A 22,295-nucleotide genomic window follows, 5' to 3' on the forward strand; every position below is an offset into this window, starting at 1 on the left:
AATACCGCTTCAACCGCCGCTTCGACCTCAAGATCATCCTGCGACGCCTCATCCGTGCCGCCGCCACCACCGGCAAGCGCCCCGAGGTCTGGCTCCGGTTGGCTGAAGCACAGCGCTAATCAGGATTGGTGATGCCTTTCCCCGGTCAGGTAGAGTAGAGTCAAGGTTTCGCTGCGCGGGGCTGTCGCCCGCCTTGACCCGGCTCCGTGCCGGCAATTTCCGTGCCCTGTATTTTTGGCTGCGCCAGATTTCCGCAGTTGTTGCCCGCTATTGCCACCTGACAGATGGTCGACAACTTCCTCACCGGCGACGCTGCGGACGGCGGACCGAGCCAGATCCGAACGTCCTCGTCGGGCTGGTGTACAGGTCGCGCAGGGACCGCTATATTCTCCCACGCTGCCACGGTGCAGCGCGGCTCGCTCGAATCGGGGTGCGCACAGCACTACTGGCCAACACCCAGTGAGCGGCGGATCGAGCGGACCGCAGCGGGCCTGGGAAAATGCGCAGGGCCGACTCAATCCCGCTCGCAGGACCGGTGGCCTTGCTTCCCCACCCATGCTGTCAGCGGCGCCCCGAAAACCATCACCACTCTGGAGCGGACATGCAAGTCACTACCACGCACCACATCGAAGGCAAGAAGATCACCCGCTACTACGGCGTCGTCGCCGGCGAAGCGATCCTCGGCGCCAACCTTTTCAAGGATCTCTTCGCCGGCATCCGTGATCTGGTCGGCGGCAGGTCGGCGACCTACGAGAAAGAACTGCAGCGAGCGCGCGACATTGCGCTCCAGGAACTCCTGCAGCGCGCCCAGGAGTTGGGCGCCAACGCCGTCGTCGGGGTGGACCTCGACTACCAGGTTCTGGGCCAGAGCAACGGCATGCTGATGGTCTCGGCCAGCGGCACCGCCGTGCTGGTCGAGTAGCGGCGCCAGTTCCCGCCGGAGCATTGGCCCGGACAAGGCTGGCCGAGACGCCACCTACTTGCCGACCCCGGAAGTTGGGTCGACCTCCTTGCCGATCTGTTCAAACTCCGGGCGAATCTGGCTGGCGCCGCGGTAACGTGGCTGGATGTGCGCTTCCGGTGTCGGCGGCACATCGCGCGGCAGCACCGGCGCCACCAAAGCGGGTGGAGCGGGCGCAAAGCGCTGGCCATAGTTGCGCTCGTAGCGATCGAGAAAACGTCTCATCTGCTCGTAGTCCTGGCAGTTCAGCGGCGAGAGGCAGCGCCCGAACGCGTCGTAGGCGAACGGTGGCGGGAATGCCGCACCGTAGGGCGAAAACCAGGGTCCGATGACCACGTCGCCGCGGATCGCGAAGTTTCCCGCCAAGGCCTGGCCAGCCATCAAGGCAACTGCCGCGGCGAGGAACAGTGGCGTGCGCATGACGGCGAGTGTAGCACTTCCGGAAAGCGCGACAGTCAGGACCCCGGCAGCAGAGTGGCGGCTCGCCGGCGATCAGCCCCTGGTGCGGCACTGACAAATTCATCCGGCGTTCGCGAAAAAACGCACAGACTTCCTCCGACACAGACCACAGTATCAACTCTCGGCCTTCACCGCCCGTCAGCCACCTGTCCATGGCGCCCCAAGCGGTGACCACCCCCCGGAGCCTCACGCCCTGCCATGAAATGCCCTGGCTGTCGGTCGGAAGACACCCGCCGTTCGCGGCGGCGCGGCCTGCGGGAAGGGATGGCCCTGCGCCTGAAGAAGCAGGCGCCATTCCGCTGCCTGGCGTGCGGAATGCGCTTCGTCGCCCGGATCGAGGACAGCGACGCCCCTGCTTCGCCGCATTACGTATCCATTGCCGCCCTCCTTGGCCTGCGCGGTTGGGCAAGACGGGTTTTTACCGACCACCTGATCCTGGGTAGCCTGGGGACCGCCCTGCTGGTGACGCTAATTGGCCTGTTTTTCGCCGTCGCTCTTGGCTGGATACAACCGCGCTTCCTGCTTCCGGAAGCCAACCCGGAGCGCTTGCACTGGCCGATGGGCACCAGCAGCAAGTCACCACGGTGACACCTCGCAGAGCGACGGGGTCACGGTGGCGGGCGCTGCGTGCTCGAACCCGGCGCCGGTCGACCGCGCCGACGGCGGATCGAGTTGTCGCCCGGCGAAGCGAGTAGCGCGCGCCTGCGGGCTACCCTTGCCGCAAGAACAGCGAATACTGCAGCGTAGCAATTGTTGACTGGCGCGCCGTCGATCGGTGCTAGAATTCCGGCCTGATCGAAATGCAAGCCGGTCAACCATTCTGCTTTTGGCTCGTTGTAGTCATTCCATTGTCGATAAGGAACTCCAATATGAAACAATCCCTGCTCGTTGCTGCGCTGCTCGCCCTTGCTCTTACCGCCTGTGGCAAGAAGGAAGAAGCTAAACCGGTTGCTGCGCCCGCTCCGGCCGCAGCTCCGGCCGCAGCTCCTGCCGAAGCGGCCAAGCCAGCCGAAACCGCTCCTGCCGCCGCTCCGGCCGATGCTGCCAAGCCGGCCAACGCCGCTGCTCCTGCTGCCGCTCCGGCCGATGCCGCCAAGCCGATGGACGCGGCTGCCATCGACAAGGCCAAGGACGTCGCTGGCGCTGCCGCCCAGGGCGCTGCCGACGCTGCCAAGGACGCAATGAAGAAGTAATCTCTCGAGCACCAGAAAAAAACCGGCGCAAGCCGGTTTTGTTTTCGAAGCCGCTCAGCGCAGTTGCCGCCAGCCGAAACCACCCTCCTGGTCGGCGACGCCAATCCACTCGTCGCGACAACCCAGCGCTGAGGCGAGCGCCCTGGCCGCCAGGTCCGGCCGGTTGTTCTCGTGACTGAGGTGTGCCGCAACCAGATGTTGCAGGCGGGCGGTATCGACCTGACGCAGCAGCATCGCCGCCTGGCCATTTTCAAGGTGGCCGAAGCGCCCGCCGATCCGCTGTTTCAGCGCCGCCGGATAGCGCGACGCGGCGAGCAACGCGTGATCGTGATTGCACTCGAGCACCAGCGCGTCGCAGGCGCGCAGGACGTCAACGATATGCGGCGTGATCGACCCGGTATCGGTCAGCACACCAAGGCGGTGCTGACCGTCGGCAAACGCGTACTGCACCGGTTCACGCGCGTCGTGCGGAACCGGAAAGGGCGTCACTTCAAGCTTGCCAATCGCAAAGGGCGTGTGACCGTCGATCAACCGACAATCAGGCAGGGCAGCAACGCCACGCGAAGCAACGGCATGCGTGCCGTGGGTGAGATAGACCGGGAGGCGATGACGGCGGGCGAAAGCGAAGACACCCCCGACATGGTCCCCATGTTCATGGGTGACCAGTACCGCGGCCAGTTCATCGGGAGCAGCACCAAGTCTGGCCAGCCTGGCGGTCGCCATCCTGGTCGAAAAACCACAGTCCACCATGACCTTCGTCTCGCCGGCATCGACAATCAGGGCGTTGCCCTGACTGCCACTGCCGAGCGATGCGAAACGCATCACTTCAACTGATCGTAGAGCAGATTGAGAATCTTCTTCGAGGTCTCGGACCGGTCAACGCCGCCCTCTACCGTAAGCACCTGCACGGTCGACTGGGGACCGGAATCCTTGACAAAGATACGGTACTGGATCTTCTGTTTGTCAGTGGAACTTCCCTTGAAGGGATTCAGCCTGGCAAAGAAGCCGTCTTCCTGCTTCTCGTTGTCGACTTCCGGATCGACATAGCGGACGAAGTACAGGCCCCTGGAGCGATCGCGGTCGACGACGGTGAAGCCGACACGATCGAGCGCCAGGCCCACTCGACGCCACGCTCGATCGAAGGGCTCGTCAACTTCCAGCGTACCGGCACCGTCGGCGCCGCGCGACAGCTTCGCGCGCTCAAGGGGTTTTGCCTTGGCCTCCTGCAGCGCTGCGGTGGCACGCTTCTCATCGCTGCCCAGGCGAATCATCAGACGACGCAGCATCTCGGCTTCAAGCTCCGGATCCGCCGGACGCGGCTGCCACTTGGTCTGATCCTTGCCTTCGGAAATGAAGATCTCGTACATCCCGCGATGGCTGATGAAGATGTCGGTCGTCCCCGGCGTAGTCCCCGGTTCCAGGCGCGTCCGGAACTTGTCGCGCTCGGCAGTCGAGTAGACCGAGTCGATGACCTTGCCGAGGATGTTGCGTATGAAATCCTGCGGGATCTTGGCGCGGTTTTCCGCCCAGTCCGTTTCCATCACGCCGGCGTCCGGCAACTCCAGCTTGATCAGAAACCCGGTCTCCTGCCAGAAGTCCTTGACTGGCCCCCAGAACTTGTCTGGGGTGCCCTTGACGACCAGCCAGCGTTCGTTGCCCGCGCGCTCGATACGGGCGTTGTCAACCTCCGGCAGGACGTCGCTCTTCTGCTGTGCTCTGGCCTGTGGCGAGCGCTCGGCGGCGTACGCCGAGTATGTGGCGGTGCCCTTGCCGCCACCGGTCTCGGGAACCGCATAACGGTCATCGCGCGTCGGCGAGGTCAGGTCGGGAGGTATCTCGAGCGTCGGCACCCGGTTGGCGGACGCCGACTTGTAGTCGATCTTCTTGGATTCCAGCACCGACCCACTGCAGGCGCCAAGCAACACCGGCAGCACGATGACGGTAAGTCGGCAGCGCGAAACGACCGGACTCATAAGCCTGCCCATTCAGGCGACCAGGCCAGCCTGGCGCATCGCGGCACGGACCTGCGCGTGACAATCCGCCGACAGCGGCGTCAGTGGCAGGCGCAAACCGCTCTCGATCAGGCCCAGCTGCTGGCACGCCCACTTGACGGGAATCGGGTTCGCCTCGCAGAACAGCTGGCGGTGCAGCCCGAGCAGGCGAGCATGCAGCTCGCGCGCGACGACCGCGTCGCCATTGATTGCCGCCACGCACATTTCGTGCATCAACCGCGGCGCGACATTGGCGACCACCGAGATGTCGCCCTTGGCACCCATCAGGATCAACGCACAGGCACTCGCGTCATCGCCGCTGTAAACGGCAAAACCATCCGGGGCACGAGCGATCAGGTCGGTGCCGCGCTCGATGCTGCCGGTGGCATCCTTGATCCCGACAATGTTGGGAATTTCCGCCAGCCGCAGCGCGGTATCGTTGGCCATATCGGCGACCGTCCGGCCCGGCACGTTGTACAGGATGACGGGGATGTCGACCGCTTCGGCAATCGCCTTGAAATGGCGATAGAGGCCTTCCTGCGTCGGCTTGTTGTAATACGGGACCACCGACAGCGCCGCGTTGGCGCCGGCCTGTCTGGCGAAACGGGTCAGCGCGATCGCTTCGGCGGTCGAATTGGCGCCGGTTCCTGCGATTACCGGGATCCGGCCTGCCGCCTGATCGACCGTGACCCGGATCAGTTCGCAGTGTTCGTCGACGTTGACCGTCGGCGACTCGCCGGTGGTGCCGACGATCACGATGGCGTCGGTCCCTTCCCGCACGTGAAAATCGACCAGCCGGCGCAGACCGGGCAGGTCCAGGCTTCCGTCCTCGTGCATCGGGGTAACGATCGCGACGATCGATCCAGTAATCATGGTCATGGGTAGGCGCCCGTGAATTGGCCGAAAGGCTTCGGCCATGCAATGTCAAGCCTGGAATTTTAACCGAAGCCGGGTGCCTTGACCATGCCGGTGAGCGAAGAATGGTACGGGCTGAAGACGGTGAAACGAAGGGCCTCAGAAGTCGGCCAGCACGCGCAGATGAGCCACCACGCTGCGCGCCAGCGCCGACAGCGAGTAGCCACCTTCGAGCATCGACACGATCCGTTTCTGCGCGAACTCGTCGGCAAGCTCGGTCAGCTGACCGGTCACCCAGGCGTAGTCCTTCTCGAGCAGCCGCAAGCCGCCCATCTCGTCCTCGTAATGGGCGTCGAAGCCCGCCGAAACCAGAATCATTTCCGGCTGGAATTCACGCAGGCGCGGCATCCACAGTTCTCTGACCACGTTGCGGAACTCCTCACCGTCCGTATCCCTGGCCAGGGGCACGTTGAGCATGTTCGGCGCCGGGTTTTCAGTGCCGCTGTAGGGATAAAAAGGGTGCTGGAAGGTGCTAACCATCAGTACCCGCTGGTCGCCCTTGAAACAGTCCTCGGTGCCATTGCCGTGGTGCACGTCGAAATCGACCACTGCCACGCGCGACAGCTTGTGCGCGACCAGCGCATGCGCCGCCGCAACGGCAATGTTGTTGAAGAAGCAGAAGCCCATCGCCGCTGCGCGCTCGGCATGATGACCGGGCGGACGTACGGCACAGAAAGCGTTCTGCGCCTTGCCGGCCATCACCAGATCCACCGCCAGCACCCCGGCCCCGGCAGCGCGCAAGGCCGCCGTCCAGGTGTGCCGGTTCATCGCCGTATCCGGGTCGAGGTGAACGATTCCCAGCTCCGGCGAGGCGCGCTTCACACGTTCCAGATGGGCGGCAGAATGGACTCGCCGGAGCTGTTCGAAGGTGGCCAGCGGCGCATCGTGATAGGCAAAATACGAATCCAGCCCTTGCGCAATCATGTGATCGCTGATCGCGGTCAGGCGCTCCGGAGACTCCGGGTGATACGAACCCATGTCGTGCAGCTGGCAGTCACGGTGGGTAATGAACGCGGTGCTGGTCACTGGTGCCTTTCTGCCGCGACTGGAGGCCGCCAGGGGCGCCAGAATCCGCGGGAAATCGAGTTGTCCGTTAATGGTTTATTATCGTCCCAATTGCGCTCCTACGACAACCCATGCCGCCAGCCAACCGACCATCCCCGATTGGGGGAATCCTTGCCGCCGCCGACCAGGTCATTCTCGGCAAGAGCCGGCAGACGCGACTGGCCTTGTGCTGCCTGCTGGCCAAAGGCCACCTGCTGATCGAAGACCTGCCCGGCGTCGGCAAGACGACGCTCGCCCATACGCTGGCTCGGCTGCTCGGTTTCCAGTTCGCGCGCGTCCAGTTCACCAGCGACATGCTGCCGGCAGACGTTCTAGGAGTCTCGATTTTTGACCGCGAGCACAGCAACTTCAGGTTCCTGCCCGGACCGGTCTTCTCGCAGGTGCTGCTGGCTGACGAAATCAACCGTGCAACGCCAAAGACGCAGAGTGCCCTGCTTGAAGCGATGGAAGAGGGGCAGGTGACGACCGAGGGCGAGACCCGGCCACTGCCGCAACCATTCTTTGTGATTGCCACGCAGAATCCATCGACCCAGGTCGGCACATTCCCCTTGCCCGAGTCCCAACTCGATCGCTTCCTGATGCGCATCGAACTCGGATACCCGGACCACGACGCCGAACGATTGCTGCTGGAAAGCGGTGGCCGACGCGACCGGCTGCCAACTCTCGCCGCCCGTCTGGCACCGGAGGACTTCGCTGCCCTGCAACAACAGGCGGCAGCGGTGCACGCCTCGCCGGCACTGCTCGACTACCTGCAACTGCTGGTCGAGGCCACCCGCAATGATCCGCGCCTGGTGCACGGGCTCAGCCCGCGCGCCGCCCTGTCGTTGCTGGCGGCTGCGCGTACCTGGGCGTTTACCGACGGCCGCCAGATGGTGCTGCCGGAAGATGTGCAGGCGGTGCTGCCGGCTGTTGCCTGCCACCGGCTGCGTCTGGTCAGCGGCAGCCATGCGGGCGCAGCAGATATCGACACCCTGATTCGCGCCGTTCCGCTCGCCTGATGCCGGCCCCGACCTCCCTCCAGCGCTGGCTTTTTCGGCTGGCGCGTGACCAGCAGCTACCGATCGTCCTCGGCCAACGGCGGATCTTCATCGTGCCGACGGGTGCCGGCTTCGTTTTCGCGATTGTTCTCGTAGTGATGATGGTCGGGGCGATCAACTACAACCTCGGTCTCGGCCACGCGCTGATCTTTCTGCTCGCCGGACTCGGCATCGTCGCCATGGTCCATACCTTCAACAACCTGTTCGGCCTGCGGCTGACGCCGGGGCGCGCAGCATCCGTATTCGCCGGCGATCTGGCGCGCTTTCCGCTGCAACTCGAAAACGCCCGCCGGCAACCGCGTCGCGCGCTCGACTTCTCGTTCGCCGGGCAGCCGGTCGCGAGCATCGACCTGCCGGCCGAAGGACTCGCGACGGTCGCCATCCCCTACGGCACGCGCTGCCGTGGCCGCCTCGACCCGGGTCGGATCACGCTCTCCTCGCGCTTTCCGATCGGGCTGTTCCGCGCCTGGAGCTATCCCCACCCGGACTGGTCGTGCGTAGTCTATCCGAAGCCGCTGCGCACACCCCTGCCAAGGCCACCGGCGGCGCTCGACACCGACGATCTCCAGGGCGACAACGGACAGGAAGATTTTGCCGGTTTGCGGCCCCGCCAGAGCGGCGACCCGACCCGTCACATCGCGTGGAAAGCGGTAGCCCGCCGACCCGACGACCAGCCGCATCTGGTCAAGCAGTTCGCCGGCGGCGCGACCGCCGAACTGTCGCTCGACTGGTTGCTGACCCCGACCGACGGCGGCCCTGAAAACCGCCTGTCGATCCTCGCCGGCTGGGTCATCAGCGCCGACGAGCAGCAAGCCCGCTATGGGCTGAAGCTGCCGGGAAGACAGATCGCTCCCGGCCACGGCGATCGGCATCGGGAGCACTGCCTGCGGACTCTGGCGCTCTATGGCGACAGCGGTGAGCACAAGGTTCCAGGCCAGCTCTAGACCCGCGGTGCCGCTCGAACGCGGCGCCGTGCCATGGCTGCTGGCCGTCGCCCTGGTCACCGCCGGACCGCATGTCGAGCACCTGCCGTGGTGGCTCTCGCTGTTCGTCGCGGCCGCCCTGCTGTGGCGCGCCTGGCTGTGGCGACAGCATCGTCGGCTGCCGCCACGCTGGGCGCTGTCCTTGCTCGTGCTCGGCATGATCGGAGCGATCGGCTGGCAATTCCGAACGCTCTTCGGCAAGGACGCGGGGGTCGCGCTGCTGGTCGTCTTCATGGCCCTGAAGCCACTGGAAATGAACAGCCGGCGCGACGCGATGGTGGTCGTCATGCTGGGCTACTTTCTGCTGCTCACCCACTACCTGTACTCGCAGGGAATCGCCACCGGGCTATGGCTGCTGAGCGCCACGACCCTGCTCACCGCGGCCTTGATCAGGCTGCACGGTGGTCCGCAGCCGGTGGCTGCCGTGGCCCGGCATGCCGGCCTGCTGCTGGCGCAGGCGTTGCCCTTCATGCTGATCCTGTATCTCCTTTTCCCGCGCGTCTCGGGTCCACTCTGGGGGCTGCCCCAGGACGCCCATTCCGGGCTCAGCGGTCTGTCCGAGCAGATGGCCCCCGGGTCGATCAGCCGACTGATCCAGTCGGGCGCAATCGCCTTTCGCAGCCGCTTTGCCGGCGAGCTGCCAGAGAAAGCCGATCTCTACTGGCGCGGCCCGGTGTTCGACGATTACGATGGGCTGACCTGGCGCGCGCGCGCGCTGCCCGGCAAGCCGCCGCCAGCGCCGAAGGTCGAAGGGATAGGCCAGGCGCACGCCTATACCAGCATCCTGGAGGCGCACAACCGGCGCTGGCTGCTGGCGCTCGACGTAGCGACCAGCCTGCCGCCCGACAGCAGCCTGGCACCGACCCTCGAAGCCCTGGCGCGCGAGCCGGTGCGCGCCCGTGCGCAATTTTCGTTTGTCTCGTCGGTGGACTACCGCGCCAACGTCAGCGAAGCGCCAGCGATCCTGCAGCAGGCGCTGACGCTGCCGCCACGAAGCAACCCGCGCAGCCGTGCGCTGGCCGCAGAATGGGCCGCGCGACCGCCGGGAAAGATCGCCGAGGCGGCGCTGGCGATGTTTCGCAAGCAGAACTTCCATTACACGCTGCAGGCACCGCTGCTGGGCACCAACGCGATGGACGAATTCCTGTTCGAAACGCGCCGCGGCTTCTGCGAGCACTACGCCTCGGCGTTCGTGTTTCTGATGCGCGCGGCCGGCGTTCCGGCGCGGGTGGTCGCTGGCTACCAGGGCGGCGAGATCAATCCGGTCGATGGCTATCTGACCGTCCGCCAGTCGGACGCACACGCCTGGGCCGAAATCTGGCTGGCCGGACAGGGCTGGGTGCGCTTCGATCCGACCGCGGCGGTCGCGCCATCGCGGATCGACCAGGGGATTGTCGCCGCCCTGCCGGTCGGCGAGACCTTGCCGATCGTCATTCGCCTCGACAGCGACTGGCTGCGCGAGCTGCGCAACCGCTGGGAAGCGACCAACAACGCCTGGAACCAGTGGGTGCTCGGTTACAATCCGCAACGCCAACGCGAAGTCCTGTCGCGCTTCGGCTGGCGGGAACCCGACTGGCGCGGGATGACCGCATCGCTGGCCGCGCTGTGCGGTGTGGCGCTGCTGATCGTGACGCTATGGACCCTGCCCCGGCGCCGTACGGTTGAGCCGATACTTGCTGCCTGGCAGAAGTATTGCGCGCAACTCGAACGACGGGGAATAGCCCGCGCCGAATGGGAAGGTCCACGCGATTTCGCCGACCGCGTGGCGCGCGAAAGACCCGATCTTGCCGCACTCACCAGCCAGGCCGCCGGCTATTATGCCGACCTGCGCTATGGCCCGCACAGCCGGAACGCAGCGGACACGCTGCGCCAGCTGCAGCAATGCCGCCATCGACTGCCACCCCGAAGGAGAAAACAAGCTTGAAAAGACTACCCACCGCGCTGCTGCTCGGACTGCTCGGCAGCCTGTCGCCGCTGAGCGGCCACGCCGGCCAGGCGGCAGCAGGGTTCAGCGGCGAGCCGGCAGTCAAGGCCTTCATCGTCAGCATGCACGAACAGTACGGCTTTGACATCGCGCACCTGACGCGTCAGTTTGCCGCCATCCAGCCGAACGCGACCGTCTTGCGCGCCATCCGCCCGCCGGCTGAGCCCGCGAAACAGCGCTCGTGGCAACGTTACCGCCAGCGCTTCGTGAATCCGCGCCGCGTCGAAGGTGGCCAACGCTTCTGGAACGAACATGGCGCGATCCTGCAACGCGCCGAAGCGATCTACGGCGTACCGCCCGAGATCATCGTCGCGATCATTGGCGTGGAAACCGAGTACGGCCAGAACATGGGCAGCTTCGGCGTTCTCGAAGCCCTCGCCTCGCTGGCTTTCCACTACCCGCCGCGGGCCGATTTCTTCCGCGGCGAACTGGAACAGTTTCTGCTCATGGCCCGCGAGAACGGCGTCAGCCCGCTCGAGATCAAAGGCTCCTACGCGGGCGCGATCGGCATCCCGCAGTTCATGCCAAGCAGCCAGCGCCGCTACGCGGTAGACTTCGATGGCGACGACCGCATTGATCTGCGCCGCAGTACCACCGACGCCATCGGTAGCGTCGGCCGCTTCCTGCAGCAGCACGGTTGGCAGAAAGGCGCGCCGGTGGCGGTCCCGGCGCGGCTCAATGGCGACCCCTCGGCGCTGCTCGCCGAGGGCATCAAGCCCGCGCTGACGGTGCGACAGCTGGAAGCACGCGGGGTAGTCGCCGCCGCCGACGACGACGCTGACCGGCCGGCGGCCCTGATCGACCTGGTCACCCCGGATGAAGCGACCGAATACTGGCTGGGCTTCGACAACTTCTACGTGATCACCCGCTACAACCGCTCGAGCTTCTACGCCATGTCCGTTTTTCAGCTGGCGGAAGCGCTGCGCGAAGTGCGCGACAACCGGCTGTCGGCCCGGCCCTAAAGCAGATTGTCGCGGCTCACACCGCCACGCCTGATGATCCGGCGAAGCTGATCGAGCGCCTCGATCTGTATCTGGCGGACACGTTCGCGGGTCAGATTCAGATCAAACGCGATTTCCTCGAGCGTGCTGGCGGAAGTGCCGCCAAGTCCGTAACGGCGTTGCAGCACCTGCTGCTGTTTATCGGCCAGTTGTCCCACCCAGTTGTGCAGCAGCTCGCCGACCTCGCTGGACTGCAACAGATCATCGGGGTCGACCAGGCTTTCGTCGGCGATCACCTCGCCAATGGTCCGGCTCGGATCGACCTGCAGAGGCGCGTCGAGCGAAGCGATGCGTTCGTTGAGGGCCATCACCCGGCGCACGTCTTCGACGGGCCGATCGATCAGATGAGCGATCTGGTCGAAACAGATTTCCCGCCCGTTGGCAGCCTCGAGATGGCGGATGGCGCGCAGGACGATGTTGATTTCCTTGACCACATGCACCGGCAGGCGAATGGTCCGTGACTGGTTCATGATCGCCCTGCCGATGCTCTGCCGGATCCACCAGGTGGCGTAGGTCGAGAAGCGAAAGCCACGCTCGGGATCGAACTTTTCTATCGCGTGGATCAGCCCGAGGTTCCCCTCTTCGATCAGGTCGAGCAGCGGCATGCCGCGATTGAGATAGTGCTTGGCGATATTGACCACCAGCCGCAGGTTGTGCTCGATCATCTTCTGCCGTGCCAGAAACTCGCCCGCCCTGGCCCGCCGTGCCCACTCCGACTCCTCGCTCGGCGAGAACAGCGGTTTGGCACCGATCTCGTTCAGGTAGTGCTGGGTCACGTCGTTGAGCAGTTCTGCCTCGGGAGACTGGCACGAAGGGTCTTCCGGATCTGCTTCGGCGAGCGGTTCGTCGAGCGAAAACCCGGGCTCGCGCAGAAAGTCTTCGATGCGATCAGGATCAGAGTCGTAATCGCCGGACATGCTGGTCAGCGCGGCGGCAGGTACTTGAGCGGATCGACCGGCTTGCCCTGACGGCGAACCTCGAAGTGCAGCTTGACCTGGTCGGCGTCGGTATTGCCCATTTCGGCGATCTTCTGGCCCTTGGTCACGTTCTGGCCTTCCTTGACCAGGACGCTCTGGTTGTGCGCGTAGGCGGTCAGGAAGGTGTTGTTGTGCTTGACGATCACCAGCTTGCCGTAGCCGCGCAGGCCGGTGCCGCTATAGACGACCTTGCCGCCGCTGGCAGCGAGCACTGGCTCGCCGGCCTTGCCCGAGATGTCGATACCCTTGGCGCCACCCTCACTGAAAGTCCCGACCACCCGGCCGCTGGCCGGCCACATCCAGGTCACCTCCGAATTTTCCGCGGTGGAATCCGCCGGCGCTTCCTCGGGCTTGGCCGTGGCAGGCGCCACGGCAACCGGCGCAACGGCCTTTTGCTGCACCTGCGCTTGCGCCCTGGCCAGGGTCTGTTCCGAGTACGCCTCCTTGCCGCCCTTGGGCTCGCGCTTCAGGCTATCACCAACGCTGCCCAGCGCGCGCTGCTCGACCCCCGAGGTCGTGTCGATCGGCCGCACCACCGCCGTACCCGCGCCAGACGCCGGCACTGGCGCCGCTCCCGACGCCGCTCCGGGCGCCCGGATCCGCAGCGCCTGGCCGACCAGGATTCGATTCGGATTGTCGATGGTATTCAACACCACCAGATCCCGGAAGTCGACGCCGTGGTCGGCAGCGATCGAATGCAGGGTGTCGCCTTTCTTGACGATGTAGACGTCCTTGCTCGCGACCACCGGGCTCTGGGCAGAGCCACGATCGGAGACAGGCGACTGCGTCTTGCTGGCACAGGCCGTGAGAACGAGTACTGCCAGAACAGCCACTACCGGCCCGTGCCTGGCGAGAAAGCCTTGATCTTTCATTCGACTCCCGTGAGTAGCGGAACGAAACGAACAGCATCGAGACGGGTTTCGACACAGTCCTCGCCCCGTTTTTCGATCAGCGCCAGGTACTGGGTCGCCACCCCCAAGGGCAGAATCATTCTGCCACCAGGTGCCAGCTGCTGCAGCAACACCGGCGGAACGCGAGCGGCGGCCGCGGCCACGATGATCGTATCAAAAGGCGCCGCTTCCGGCAGTCCAAGGCGGCCATCGGCGTGTTTCAGGCGCACCTTGAGCTGCTTGATCGCGCGCAAGTTGAGCTTGGCCTTGGCCAGCAACGGCGCGATACGTTCGACCGCGTAGACTTCGTCGGTGAGTTGCGCCAGAACAGCGGCCTGGTAGCCGCAACCGGCGCCGACCTCAAGGGTCTTGCCAAGTGGGCGGTCGTCGGCGCACAAGGCCTCGATCATCCTGGCGACGACATAGGGCTGCGAGATCGTCTGCGAGAAACCCAGCGGCAAGGCCGTGTCTTCATAGGCCCGCGAGGCCAGAGCCTCTTCGACGAATACATGCCGGGGCACGGCGGCGATCGCCGCCAGAACGTCCTCGTCCGCTATCCCCTGTTCGCGCAAGCGCTCGATCATGCGCGAGCGCGTCCGCTGCGAAGTCATCCCGAATCCCGAGACCACGCGATTCATTGGTCCAGCCAGCCGCGCACCAGCGCCAGCTGGGCGTTGTGCGTCAAATCCACCTGCAGCGGCGTCACCGACACCTGATGGTTATGCACGGCGTGGAAATCGGTACCCTCGCCCGCGTCCTGCGCCTCGCCGGCGGCGCCGACCCAGAAGACGGTTTCCTGGCGCGGCGACAAGGTGCGAACGACCGGCTCCGCCTTGTGGCGCTTGCCGAGGCGGGTGACGACGGTGCCGCGCAGCTGCTCCCAGGGAACGTCCGGGACGTTGACGTTGAGCAGCACCGGTTCACGCAGCGACTGCTTTTCGAGGACTGCGACCAGTTCGCAGGCGACCCGCGCGGCGCTCTCGAAGTACTCGCCGGTCTTGCTGCACAGCGAAATGGCCATCGACGGGACGCCCAGCAGGAAGCCCTCGGTCGCCGCTGCGACGGTCCCCGAATAGATGGTGTCGTCACCCATGTTGGCGCCGATATTGATTCCCGAAACGACCATGTCCGGCAGGCCATCGAGCATCCCGGTGACGGCCAGATGAACACAGTCGGTCGGCGTCCCGTTGACGTGATAGAAGCCGTTGGCGGCGCGCTTGAGCGACAGCGGTCGGTCGAGCGTCAGAGAATTGCTCGCGCCGCTGCGATCACGTTCGGGAGCAACCACGGTGATCTCCGCGAGTTCCGCCAGCGCACGCGCCAGGTGCTCGATCCCGGGTGCGAAATAGCCATCATCGTTGCAGAGCAGGATCCGCATCTTCAATCCACGAACATCCACGAAACACCACGAGAGCCATGAAAACCACGCGCCCGGGCGAGCAGAAAAACCCGGCGATCGCCGGCGTTTCGACTATCGGCGGACTGGTGCAAGTGCCCGGACGAGCGCGCTTGCCGAGCATTCGACGACCGCTGATCTGCGCTGCGCCCCGGACCAGCGCCTGGTTGGAACTTACCGCCGGCCTCGCCAGGCGCGGCCGCCAACGCCCCGTTGCCGACGGCGGTGGCCGTCCACGCGGGTGGTGCCAAGCCGGGGCCAATTATAACCGCCCGCAAGGATCGCCGAAAGCCGAGTTGCAGCGGCCGCGAACCACGCCGCGCGGCCGGCGAAGCGCAGGGCCAGACTTTTGGCTTCGGTCGCTAAACTTCGCTGGCTCGATGCCGATAGAAAACCTACGCGGCAGGCTCGCAGAAAATGGCTCAAGTTTTCGCGCAGCAGGTCGTAAGCAAAATTGTCAGCGTAATAAAACGCCACGCGGGATGGACCGGCAGGCGCCTCGCCAGGCAGGTCACCGGAAACTGAAATCAATCTGATCGTGATAGGAGAAGGAAAATGCCCCAAATCATCAACACCAACGTCGCGTCGCTCAACTCCCAGCGCAGCCTCAACATGTCGCAGACTTCGCTGGCCTCGTCGCTGCAGCGCCTGTCCTCCGGCCTGCGCATCAACAGCGCCAAAGACGACGCCGCCGGTCTCGCCATTTCACAGCGGATGACCTCGCAGATCAACGGCCTCAACCAGGCTTCGCGCAACGCCAACGACGGCATCTCGCTGGCGCAGACCGCTGAAGGCGGCCTGCAGAGCATCACCGAGTCGCTGCAGCGGATGCGCGAACTGTCGGTGCAAGCCTCGAACGCAACCAACACCGCCACCGACCGCGCCGCTTTGCAGAACGAAGTCGACCAACTCGTCCAGCAGATCAACACCGTTGCCAGCCAGACCGCGTTCAACGGCGTCAAGGTCCTTGACGGAACCTTCAATGCACAGGCCTTCCAGGTCGGCGCGAACAGCGGCGAAACGATTTCGATCAATTCGATCGCCAGCGCCAAGGCCGACTCGCTGGGTGTCGGCACGACGTCCTCGTTCTCGGCCACCAACAGCGGCAGCGTGGCCAACGGCGTCCTCGCGGCCGGCGGCATCACCGTCAATGGCTACGGCATCGGCCCGAGCATCAAGGACGGCGTTTCCGCTGCCGGCAGCAACGACAGCGCGATCGCGAAAGCAGCCGCCTTCAATGCCGTCTCAGGCCAGACCGGCGTCACCGCCACGGCCAGCGCCACCACGCTCAGCGGCGCCGCGAACTCTGCCCAGGTGGCGATCGCCGGCAATGCGACCGATAACCTCTACGTCAACAACGTCAAGCTGGGCGCCATTGCCGCAGGCACCAACGCGGTCACCCAGGGCGCCAACATCGCGGCCGCTTTCAACGCCGTGTCCAACCAGAGCGGCGTCACCGCCACCTTCAGCAACACCACCGGGGCGGTCGCGCTGACCGCAGCCGACGGCCGCAATATCAGCCTGATCGGCAACGGCACCGGCGCCGTTCTGGCGAACACCGGCCTCACCGTAGGCGCAGGCGCTGGTGCCTCTGAATCGATCGCCGCTGCCGCCGCCCCGACCGTTTTCACGGCCCTGGCCGCCGGCGACCTGACGATCAATGGCTACGATGTCGGCGCCGTTTCCGCCGGAACCAACGCCCTGACGCAAGGCACCAACGTCGGCGCCGCGATTAACGCCCTGACCAGCAAGACCGGCGTCACCGCGACGGTGTCGGGCGCCGGCCTGATCACCCTGTCGGCAGGCGCCGGGCAGGCGATATCGATCAGCGGCAGCCTGACCAACCGCGCCGCCACGGTCACCGCAACCGGTTTCAGCGCCAACCAGATGGGAGCATCGGCAGCGTCCAGCAACGCGATCATTACGCGCGGCAATATCACCCTGAGTTCGACGGGTAGCGCGGGCATCACCCTGGGCGGTTCCGACATCGCACTGGCAGGACTGACCGCAGCCCATACCGCAGCCACCGCGAGTTTCGGAGCGGGCATTTCGAGCGTCAATCTGAGCACCGCCACTGGTGCGCAAAACGCCATTGCCACCATCGACTCGGCACTGGCCAACATCAACGCCAGTCGAGCGAATCTCGGTGCCGTGCAGAACCGATTCAGCAGCGTGGTCAGCAATCTGACAACGACCTCCGAAAACGTTTCGGCGTCGCGCAGCCGAATCGTCGATGCCGACTTCGCGGTCGAGACCGCCAACCTGACCCGTGCGCAAATCCTGCAGCAGGCCGGCACAGCGATGCTGGCGCAAGCCAATTCGCTGCCGCAGAACGTCCTCTCGCTGCTGCGCGGATAAGCGGTCGGGCTTGAATCGCGGTAAGATCAGGGGCGCGATCACGGCAACGTGGTCGCGCCTGGCTGTCTCTTCACGAAGGAGTGCAAGATGAACATCCCACCCACGGGCGCTTCACTGGCGCCGCCGCCTCAGCATCAGGGCAACCCGGCGGTGGTCAGCAGCGCAGCGCAAGGATTCAAGGTGCTGGGCGAGGCGCCAGCCAGGGCCACCGACCCCTCTCGATCACCGTCGCCGGTGCAAGCACCGGACCGCGAGAAGCTTGAAGTGGCCACCCAGAGCGTTCGCGACTTCGTCAAGGCAGTCAACAGCAACATCGAGTTCAGTGTCAACGAAGATACCGGGCAACTGGTGGTCAGGATCATCGACCGCGCCACCAAGGAAGTGATCCGCCAGATGCCATCAGAGGAAATGCTGGCGATTGCCAAGGCTCTGGACAGCATCAAGGGGCTTTTTGTCACGCAAACGGCCTGAGAAGAAGACAGAACGCGCGTCGCCCGTGCGCTTCGTGTTCTTGGCAAGCGGCGCAGGAGAATACCATGGCAATTTCCTCACCGGGCCTGGGCTCGAACCTCGACGTCAACAGCATCGTCAGCCAGTTGATGTCGCTGGAACAGCGTCCGCTGACCGTTCTGGCCCAGAAGGAAGCAGGCTTTCAGGCCAAGATCTCGGCGCTCGGCTCGCTGCAAGGCGTGATTTCAGCGCTGCAGAACACTTCGGCAAGCCTCGTGCCGGCAAGCGGGACGACCGCCACAGAAAAATTCTCGGTGCTCAGGGCAACGGTCACCGACCCGACGATCGCCTCGATCACCACCTCGTCGAGTGCGGTTGCCGGCACCTACACGCTGGAAGTGAACCAACTCGCCAAGCAGCACAGCATCGTTACTGCGACCGGCGCCGCCACGCCCTTTTCCGGCACCGGCAACACCCTGCCGCTGGGGGGCACGCTGACCCTGTCACTGGATGCGCTTGGTGGCAGCAGTGCGCACAGCACAACCGACATCACCATCGCTGACGGCGCCTCGCCCGAGGCGGTCCGTGACGCAATCAACGGCGCCGGCGCCGGCGTTTCGGCGGTGGTGATCAACGGCACCGCCGGCAAGCAGCTGGTACTTACCAGCAACACCGCTGGCAGCAACCAGTTCATCACGCTGTCCGGGATCGCCGGCCTGTCCTACGACCCCAATGCGGCACCGCAGCCACTGACCGACCCGTTCGTGCAGTCGCAGGCGGCGCAAGGTTCCAGCTTCAAGCTCAATGGCATTGCCGTCGAAGGCGTCACCAATAGCGTGACGACGGCCATCGACGGGATTACCCTGACCCTCTTGAAAGGCCCCGAAGCGCCGCTGACGGCGCTCAGCACGACCCTGACGATCAGCAAGGATAATTCGAGCCTGACCGCCGGAGTCAACGCCCTGGTCAAGGCATTCAACGATTTTCAGGGCACTGCCAGCAGCCTCGGCAGTTACGATGCGGCGAGCAAGAGGGCCGGCGCGCTCAACGGCGAGAGCACCCTGCGCAGCGCTCAGAACGCCTTCCGTACGGCTCTTGGCACGATCCCGTCGGAACTCTCGGGCGCCAGCCTGCAGACCCTGTCCGACATCGGCGTCAGCGTCCAGAAAGACGGCAGGCTGAGCGTCGACTCGGCCAAGCTGAGTACCGCCATAAGCGCCGACCTGAGTGCGGTCGCCAACGTGGTCGCCGCCTACGGCAGCGCTTTCAAGACCGCCGCCGACGGACTGGTTGGCGCCAGCGGCCTGATTGCCGCGCGCAGCCAGGGACTCAGTTCGTCAATCCAGGGTCTTGGCAAGCAGTCCGACGCCATATCGGCCCGGCTGACGCAGATCGAAGCGCGCTACCGCAGGCAATTTACGTCGCTTGACGTCCTGATCTCGGGAATGACCAAGACCAGCACTTTCCTCCAGCAGCAACTCGCCGCTCTGCCTACTTTCAGTTCGAGGTAAAAAATGTTCGGCCACGCACGCCATGCGATTTCCGCGTATCAGAAAGTGGGCGTCGACGCAGCCATCGAGGTCGCCGACCCGCACCGGCTGATCCTGCTGCTCTTCGCCGGCGCCCAGGCAGCGGTCGGCAATGCCCGCGCCGCCATGCAGCAACAGCAGATCGCCGCCAGGGGAGAAGCCATTTCGAAAGCCATCGACATCATCGGCAACGGCCTCAAGGTGAGCCTCGACCTCGAACAGGGCGGTGAAATCGCCGAGCGGCTCGACGCGCTCTACGACTATCTGGTGCTGCGCCTGCTTCGTGCCAACCTTGACAACGACCCGCGCGCGCTCGAAGAAGTCGCCGCCTTGCTCGAAGAGATCCACGGCGCCTGGCGGGCGATTTCGCCAAACGCGGTGCCGCAAGCGATGGCATGAGTTCTTCGCTACTGGACCTCGAAAAGCTGCTGGCGATCTCCGAAGCGATGCTCAGCGCCGCAGGCGTCGCGGACTGGGAAGCCCTGGCCAGCCACGAGGCCGAAAGACGTGCCGTGGCTGAGCAGTTGCCTGATCTGCTGAACAGTGGTCTGTCAGCCACCGCGCAAGAGCGCGCCCGGATTCTGATCGAAGCCTGCCTGCGTTGCGACGCGCGAATTCATCCGCTGGTGCTTGCCCGGCAGAACGAACTGCGCGTCGTCCTGCGCGAGGCGCGACCCGGCGCCTGAGCGAATGATCAGTCCCGAAGGTGCCAACCGCATCCAGCCGGCGGCCGATCTGGCTTTGCGGCCGGCTCTGCCGGCGCAGCAGATTACCGACAAGCTGGTCGGCATGGTCGCTGGCCAGCGACTGCTGGCCGAAATCCAGGCGATGTTGCCCAACGGCACCTACCGAGCGCTGATCAACCAACGCAGCGTCACGCTGGCGTTGCCGTTTGCCGCCAGAAGCGGTGACGCGATCGAACTCGAGGTTGCCGAAAGTGACGGCAAGCTGACCCTGGCAGTCGTTGCCCGCGGCACCGCTGAAGCGGGCAAGGCGAGCGGCGAAGCCGCCGCCACCACCTTGAGCCGCACCGGGCAACTGATCAGCAACCTGCTTGGCGGCGGGCGCGACGGCAAGAGCAAGCCAACGGCCCTGGCGCTCAACGGCAACCAGCCGCTTGCCGCCGGCGCACCGAACAACGCACAGGACCTCGTCCCTTTGCTCAGGCAGGCGATCGTCCAAAGCGGCATGTTTTACGAAGCGCATCAGGCGGAATGGGTCGAGGGCCGCTACACCAAGGCCCAGCTGCTGCAGGAACCGCAGGGGAAACTGGCGCCCGGGACAACGGCCGGCCAGCAAGCGTCCGCCGGCGGCGCGTCAGGCAACGTCGTCCGTGCCGCTGCTGATGGCGCACCGGCGCTGGGCGCAACTGGCGAGGCTGCCAACCGGACTGCCACCATCACGCCGGCGCCGGCGGCACAATCCGCTCCGCGGGCACAACTGGCGCAACCGATCGCCCAACAGCTCCAGGGACTCGTCCAGCAGCAACTGGAAGCCTTCGCCAGCCAGAATTTTTCCTGGCACGGACAAGCCTGGCCGGGTCAGCAGATCCATTGGGAAATCGACAACGAGCCCAACGGCCGCGCGCACGACGACGATCACGGTGGGACGGGGACGTGGCAGACGCGGCTGCGGCTGACGCTCCCCCGGCTGGGCGAAGTGGATGCCCGGGTGCACATCCAGGGGCAGCAGATGAAGCTGTCGATGATCGCCAGCGACGCCGCGACGCGCGATCTGTTGCGCAGCCAGACGGAGATGCTGCGCGGCCAACTGGAGCAGGCGGGACTGGCGCTTGCTGCGCTCGGCGTCGCTGCGCCGGACGAAACCGACGAGCATGCCCCGAGCTCCGGATGACGCGCGCCGGAACGCCGTCGCCCTCGCCTACAGCCAGACCGACGCCGCGCCGCGCGTTGTCGCCAAGGGACGAGGCCTGATGGCCGAGCAGATTATTGCGCGCGCGCACGAACACGGGGTCTATGTTCATGAATCGGCCGAGTTGGTCTCGCTGCTGATGCAGGTCGACCTGGACCAGCACATCCCGCCGCAGCTGTATCTGGCGATCGCCGAACTGCTGGCCTGGCTGTACCGGCTGGAGAGCAGCCAGGCGGAGCCTGCAGCGGGCATTCTCGTCGCCCCCGCCGGCCTCGATCGCGAGCGCTGAAGTCGGCGCCGTCGGTTACCGGCGCAGCAATTTTGCTTTAAACTGCGCCCTCCAGGCCGCTCCAGGCTGCCGCATGCGATTCCAGGAAAACCGATGGACGAAACGGACTTTCAACCAGGATCAGGACCAGAGCCGGACGACCTGCAATTCGAAATCGAACAGGCCGAGGACTACAGTCAATACCTGCTGCACTCGAAGGCCGAAATCGTCGCCGCACTGCGCTCGCTGATCCAGCGCCGTGCGCTGGTCAGCGCCTACATCGATCCGGGGAGGGGATTCCTGCTGACCTCGCTGCTCAACCTTGAAGCGGATACTGGAACGTTGCTTCTCGACTGGGGCCGCGACGACGAGATCAACCGCCAGGCCCTGTCGGCGACGCAGCTGATCCTGAGCGCCGAGGTCGACAAGGTGAAGGTGCAGTTCACCCTGAGCAATCTGCTGGAGACCCGGCTGGGCGGGCGTCCGGCCTTCCTTGCGGCGCTACCGGACAAAGTCCTGCGACTGCAGCGTCGCGAGTATTTTCGCCTGTCGACGCCGATCGCCAAACCGGTAAAGTTCGTCACCACGATTAAGCGCGTCGACGGTAGCACCCTGATCGCCGAAGCGTCCTTGCTGGATATCAGCGGTGGTGGCGTCGGCCTGATGGCAACTCCCAGCCTGGCCGCGCTGCTGCCCAGCGGCACCGTCCTGAGCGACTGCAAGATGACGCTTCCCGACGAAGGCCTGCTGGTCGGGAAACTGTGCGTGCGCAACAAGTTCGACGTCACCACCCGCGGTGGCGCGCGCTACGTCCGCGTCGGCTGCGAATTCCTGAACCTTCCCGGAGCGCGGATGAGCATGGTGCAACGCTACATCACGCGCATCGAGCGCGAACGCAAGGCCCGGCTGAGCGGAATGTCCTGACCGGGAAGCTGACAGCGGCAGCGCCGGGTCGGCCTCCACCCA

At 65.2% G+C, this 22,295-nt stretch carries 24 protein-coding genes and 1 pseudogene; 16 read left to right on the forward strand and 9 right to left on the reverse strand.

The features are described 5' to 3' along the window. Positions 1 to 119, forward strand: a pseudogene (locus Q1L50_RS02545) (IS1595 family transposase); the annotation flags it as partial. A gap of 482 nt (positions 120 to 601) precedes the next feature. Then, positions 602 to 922: a heavy metal-binding domain-containing protein gene (locus tag Q1L50_RS02550; RefSeq protein WP_300335671.1), complete on the forward strand. Its 321-nt coding sequence runs from the start codon at positions 602 to 604 to the stop codon at positions 920 to 922. A gap of 54 nt (positions 923 to 976) precedes the next feature. Here the strand turns inward: Q1L50_RS02550 and Q1L50_RS02555 are convergent, their stop codons facing one another. Continuing rightward, complete coding sequence (locus Q1L50_RS02555) at positions 977 to 1,381, reverse strand: hypothetical protein (protein ID WP_300335673.1); 405 nt, start codon at positions 1,379 to 1,381, stop codon at positions 977 to 979. 237 nt (positions 1,382 to 1,618) lie between these two features. On the opposite strand from Q1L50_RS02555, the gene Q1L50_RS02560 reads away from it, so the two are divergent. After that, complete coding sequence (locus Q1L50_RS02560; RefSeq protein ID WP_300335675.1) at positions 1,619 to 2,008, forward strand: hypothetical protein; 390 nt, start codon at positions 1,619 to 1,621, stop codon at positions 2,006 to 2,008. A gap of 281 nt (positions 2,009 to 2,289) precedes the next feature. Next, positions 2,290 to 2,613 carry a hypothetical protein gene (locus tag Q1L50_RS02565; protein ID WP_300335676.1) on the forward strand — a complete coding sequence of 108 codons (324 nt, stop codon included), beginning with the start codon at positions 2,290 to 2,292 and terminating at the stop codon, positions 2,611 to 2,613. 54 nt (positions 2,614 to 2,667) lie between these two features. Here the strand turns inward: Q1L50_RS02565 and Q1L50_RS02570 are convergent, their stop codons facing one another. The 4 genes from Q1L50_RS02570 to Q1L50_RS02585 form a co-directional block, all read right to left on the reverse strand. Further along, positions 2,668 to 3,435, reverse strand: coding sequence for an MBL fold metallo-hydrolase (locus tag Q1L50_RS02570; protein ID WP_300335677.1), 768 nt, complete (start codon positions 3,433 to 3,435; stop codon positions 2,668 to 2,670). Continuing rightward, positions 3,435 to 4,586, reverse strand: coding sequence for an outer membrane protein assembly factor BamC (bamC, locus tag Q1L50_RS02575; protein ID WP_300335679.1), 1,152 nt, complete (start codon positions 4,584 to 4,586; stop codon positions 3,435 to 3,437). Before bamC ends, Q1L50_RS02570 begins: the two co-directional genes overlap by 1 nt. A 12-nt stretch (positions 4,587 to 4,598) precedes the next feature. Beyond that, positions 4,599 to 5,477, reverse strand: a complete 879-nt coding sequence (dapA, locus tag Q1L50_RS02580) for a 4-hydroxy-tetrahydrodipicolinate synthase (RefSeq protein ID WP_300335788.1) — start codon at positions 5,475 to 5,477, stop codon at positions 4,599 to 4,601. Positions 5,478 to 5,618: 141 nt separating this feature from the next. After that, the gene (locus Q1L50_RS02585; protein ID WP_300335680.1) at positions 5,619 to 6,545 is read right to left on the reverse strand and encodes a histone deacetylase family protein; all 927 of its coding nucleotides are present in this window, start codon (positions 6,543 to 6,545) and stop codon (positions 5,619 to 5,621) included. Between the two features lie 110 nt (positions 6,546 to 6,655). On the opposite strand from Q1L50_RS02585, the gene Q1L50_RS02590 reads away from it, so the two are divergent. Genes Q1L50_RS02590 through mltB form a run of 4 tightly spaced genes read left to right on the forward strand, consistent with a single transcriptional unit; the run spans position 6,656 to position 11,550 of the window. Further along, positions 6,656 to 7,582 carry a MoxR family ATPase gene (locus Q1L50_RS02590; RefSeq protein ID WP_300335682.1) on the forward strand — a complete coding sequence of 309 codons (927 nt, stop codon included), beginning with the start codon at positions 6,656 to 6,658 and terminating at the stop codon, positions 7,580 to 7,582. Next, positions 7,582 to 8,565: a DUF58 domain-containing protein gene (locus tag Q1L50_RS02595; RefSeq protein WP_300335684.1), complete on the forward strand. Its 984-nt coding sequence runs from the start codon at positions 7,582 to 7,584 to the stop codon at positions 8,563 to 8,565. The genes Q1L50_RS02590 and Q1L50_RS02595 overlap by 1 nt, the downstream gene beginning before the upstream one ends. Then, entirely contained in the window at positions 8,537 to 10,528 is a 1,992-nt protein-coding gene (locus Q1L50_RS02600; RefSeq protein WP_300335686.1) for a DUF3488 and transglutaminase-like domain-containing protein, read from the forward strand. The genes Q1L50_RS02595 and Q1L50_RS02600 overlap by 29 nt, the downstream gene beginning before the upstream one ends. Next, positions 10,525 to 11,550 (forward strand): lytic murein transglycosylase B, encoded by a 1,026-nt coding sequence (gene mltB / locus Q1L50_RS02605; protein ID WP_300335688.1) that lies wholly within the window; start codon positions 10,525 to 10,527, stop codon positions 11,548 to 11,550. The genes Q1L50_RS02600 and mltB overlap by 4 nt, the downstream gene beginning before the upstream one ends. On the opposite strand, the gene rpoS is transcribed toward mltB, so the two are convergent. From rpoS to surE, 4 genes are read right to left on the reverse strand one after another with little or no spacing between them, the layout of a single operon-like run. Then, entirely contained in the window at positions 11,547 to 12,506 is a 960-nt protein-coding gene (gene rpoS / locus Q1L50_RS02610) for an RNA polymerase sigma factor RpoS (RefSeq protein ID WP_300335690.1), read from the reverse strand. The genes mltB and rpoS overlap by 4 nt on opposite strands. A gap of 5 nt (positions 12,507 to 12,511) precedes the next feature. Next, on the reverse strand, positions 12,512 to 13,438 hold the full coding sequence (locus tag Q1L50_RS02615; protein WP_300335692.1) for a peptidoglycan DD-metalloendopeptidase family protein: 927 nt from the start codon (positions 13,436 to 13,438) through the stop codon (positions 12,512 to 12,514). Then, positions 13,435 to 14,094, reverse strand: coding sequence for a protein-L-isoaspartate(D-aspartate) O-methyltransferase (locus tag Q1L50_RS02620; RefSeq protein ID WP_300335693.1), 660 nt, complete (start codon positions 14,092 to 14,094; stop codon positions 13,435 to 13,437). Before Q1L50_RS02620 ends, Q1L50_RS02615 begins: the two co-directional genes overlap by 4 nt. Then, positions 14,091 to 14,834, reverse strand: a complete 744-nt coding sequence (surE, locus tag Q1L50_RS02625; protein ID WP_300335789.1) for a 5'/3'-nucleotidase SurE — start codon at positions 14,832 to 14,834, stop codon at positions 14,091 to 14,093. The genes Q1L50_RS02620 and surE overlap by 4 nt, the downstream gene beginning before the upstream one ends. A gap of 573 nt (positions 14,835 to 15,407) precedes the next feature. On the opposite strand from surE, the gene Q1L50_RS02630 reads away from it, so the two are divergent. From Q1L50_RS02630 to Q1L50_RS02665, 8 genes are all read left to right on the forward strand, one after another. Continuing rightward, the gene (locus Q1L50_RS02630) at positions 15,408 to 17,210 is read left to right on the forward strand and encodes a flagellin (RefSeq protein WP_300335695.1); all 1,803 of its coding nucleotides are present in this window, start codon (positions 15,408 to 15,410) and stop codon (positions 17,208 to 17,210) included. An 87-nt stretch (positions 17,211 to 17,297) separates the two neighbouring features. Beyond that, the gene (locus Q1L50_RS02635) at positions 17,298 to 17,681 is read left to right on the forward strand and encodes a flagellar protein FlaG (RefSeq protein ID WP_300335696.1); all 384 of its coding nucleotides are present in this window, start codon (positions 17,298 to 17,300) and stop codon (positions 17,679 to 17,681) included. Positions 17,682 to 17,746: 65 nt separating this feature from the next. Continuing rightward, the gene (gene fliD / locus Q1L50_RS02640) at positions 17,747 to 19,171 is read left to right on the forward strand and encodes a flagellar filament capping protein FliD (protein ID WP_300335697.1); all 1,425 of its coding nucleotides are present in this window, start codon (positions 17,747 to 17,749) and stop codon (positions 19,169 to 19,171) included. A 3-nt stretch (positions 19,172 to 19,174) separates the two neighbouring features. Beyond that, positions 19,175 to 19,588 carry a flagellar export chaperone FliS gene (fliS, locus tag Q1L50_RS02645; protein ID WP_300335698.1) on the forward strand — a complete coding sequence of 138 codons (414 nt, stop codon included), beginning with the start codon at positions 19,175 to 19,177 and terminating at the stop codon, positions 19,586 to 19,588. Further along, positions 19,585 to 19,875, forward strand: coding sequence for a flagellar protein FliT (locus Q1L50_RS02650; protein WP_300335699.1), 291 nt, complete (start codon positions 19,585 to 19,587; stop codon positions 19,873 to 19,875). Before fliS ends, Q1L50_RS02650 begins: the two co-directional genes overlap by 4 nt. A 4-nt stretch (positions 19,876 to 19,879) precedes the next feature. Beyond that, complete coding sequence (locus Q1L50_RS02655) at positions 19,880 to 21,043, forward strand: flagellar hook-length control protein FliK (protein ID WP_300335701.1); 1,164 nt, start codon at positions 19,880 to 19,882, stop codon at positions 21,041 to 21,043. Continuing rightward, on the forward strand, positions 21,024 to 21,350 hold the full coding sequence (locus Q1L50_RS02660; RefSeq protein WP_300335703.1) for an EscU/YscU/HrcU family type III secretion system export apparatus switch protein: 327 nt from the start codon (positions 21,024 to 21,026) through the stop codon (positions 21,348 to 21,350). The genes Q1L50_RS02655 and Q1L50_RS02660 overlap by 20 nt, the downstream gene beginning before the upstream one ends. Before the next feature lie 93 nt (positions 21,351 to 21,443). Beyond that, entirely contained in the window at positions 21,444 to 22,253 is an 810-nt protein-coding gene (locus Q1L50_RS02665; RefSeq protein WP_300335705.1) for a flagellar brake protein, read from the forward strand. Positions 22,254 to 22,295 lie beyond the last annotated feature (42 nt).

This window comes from Accumulibacter sp. (assembly GCF_029255145.1).
Classification (GTDB): Bacteria; Pseudomonadota; Gammaproteobacteria; order Burkholderiales; family Rhodocyclaceae; genus Accumulibacter.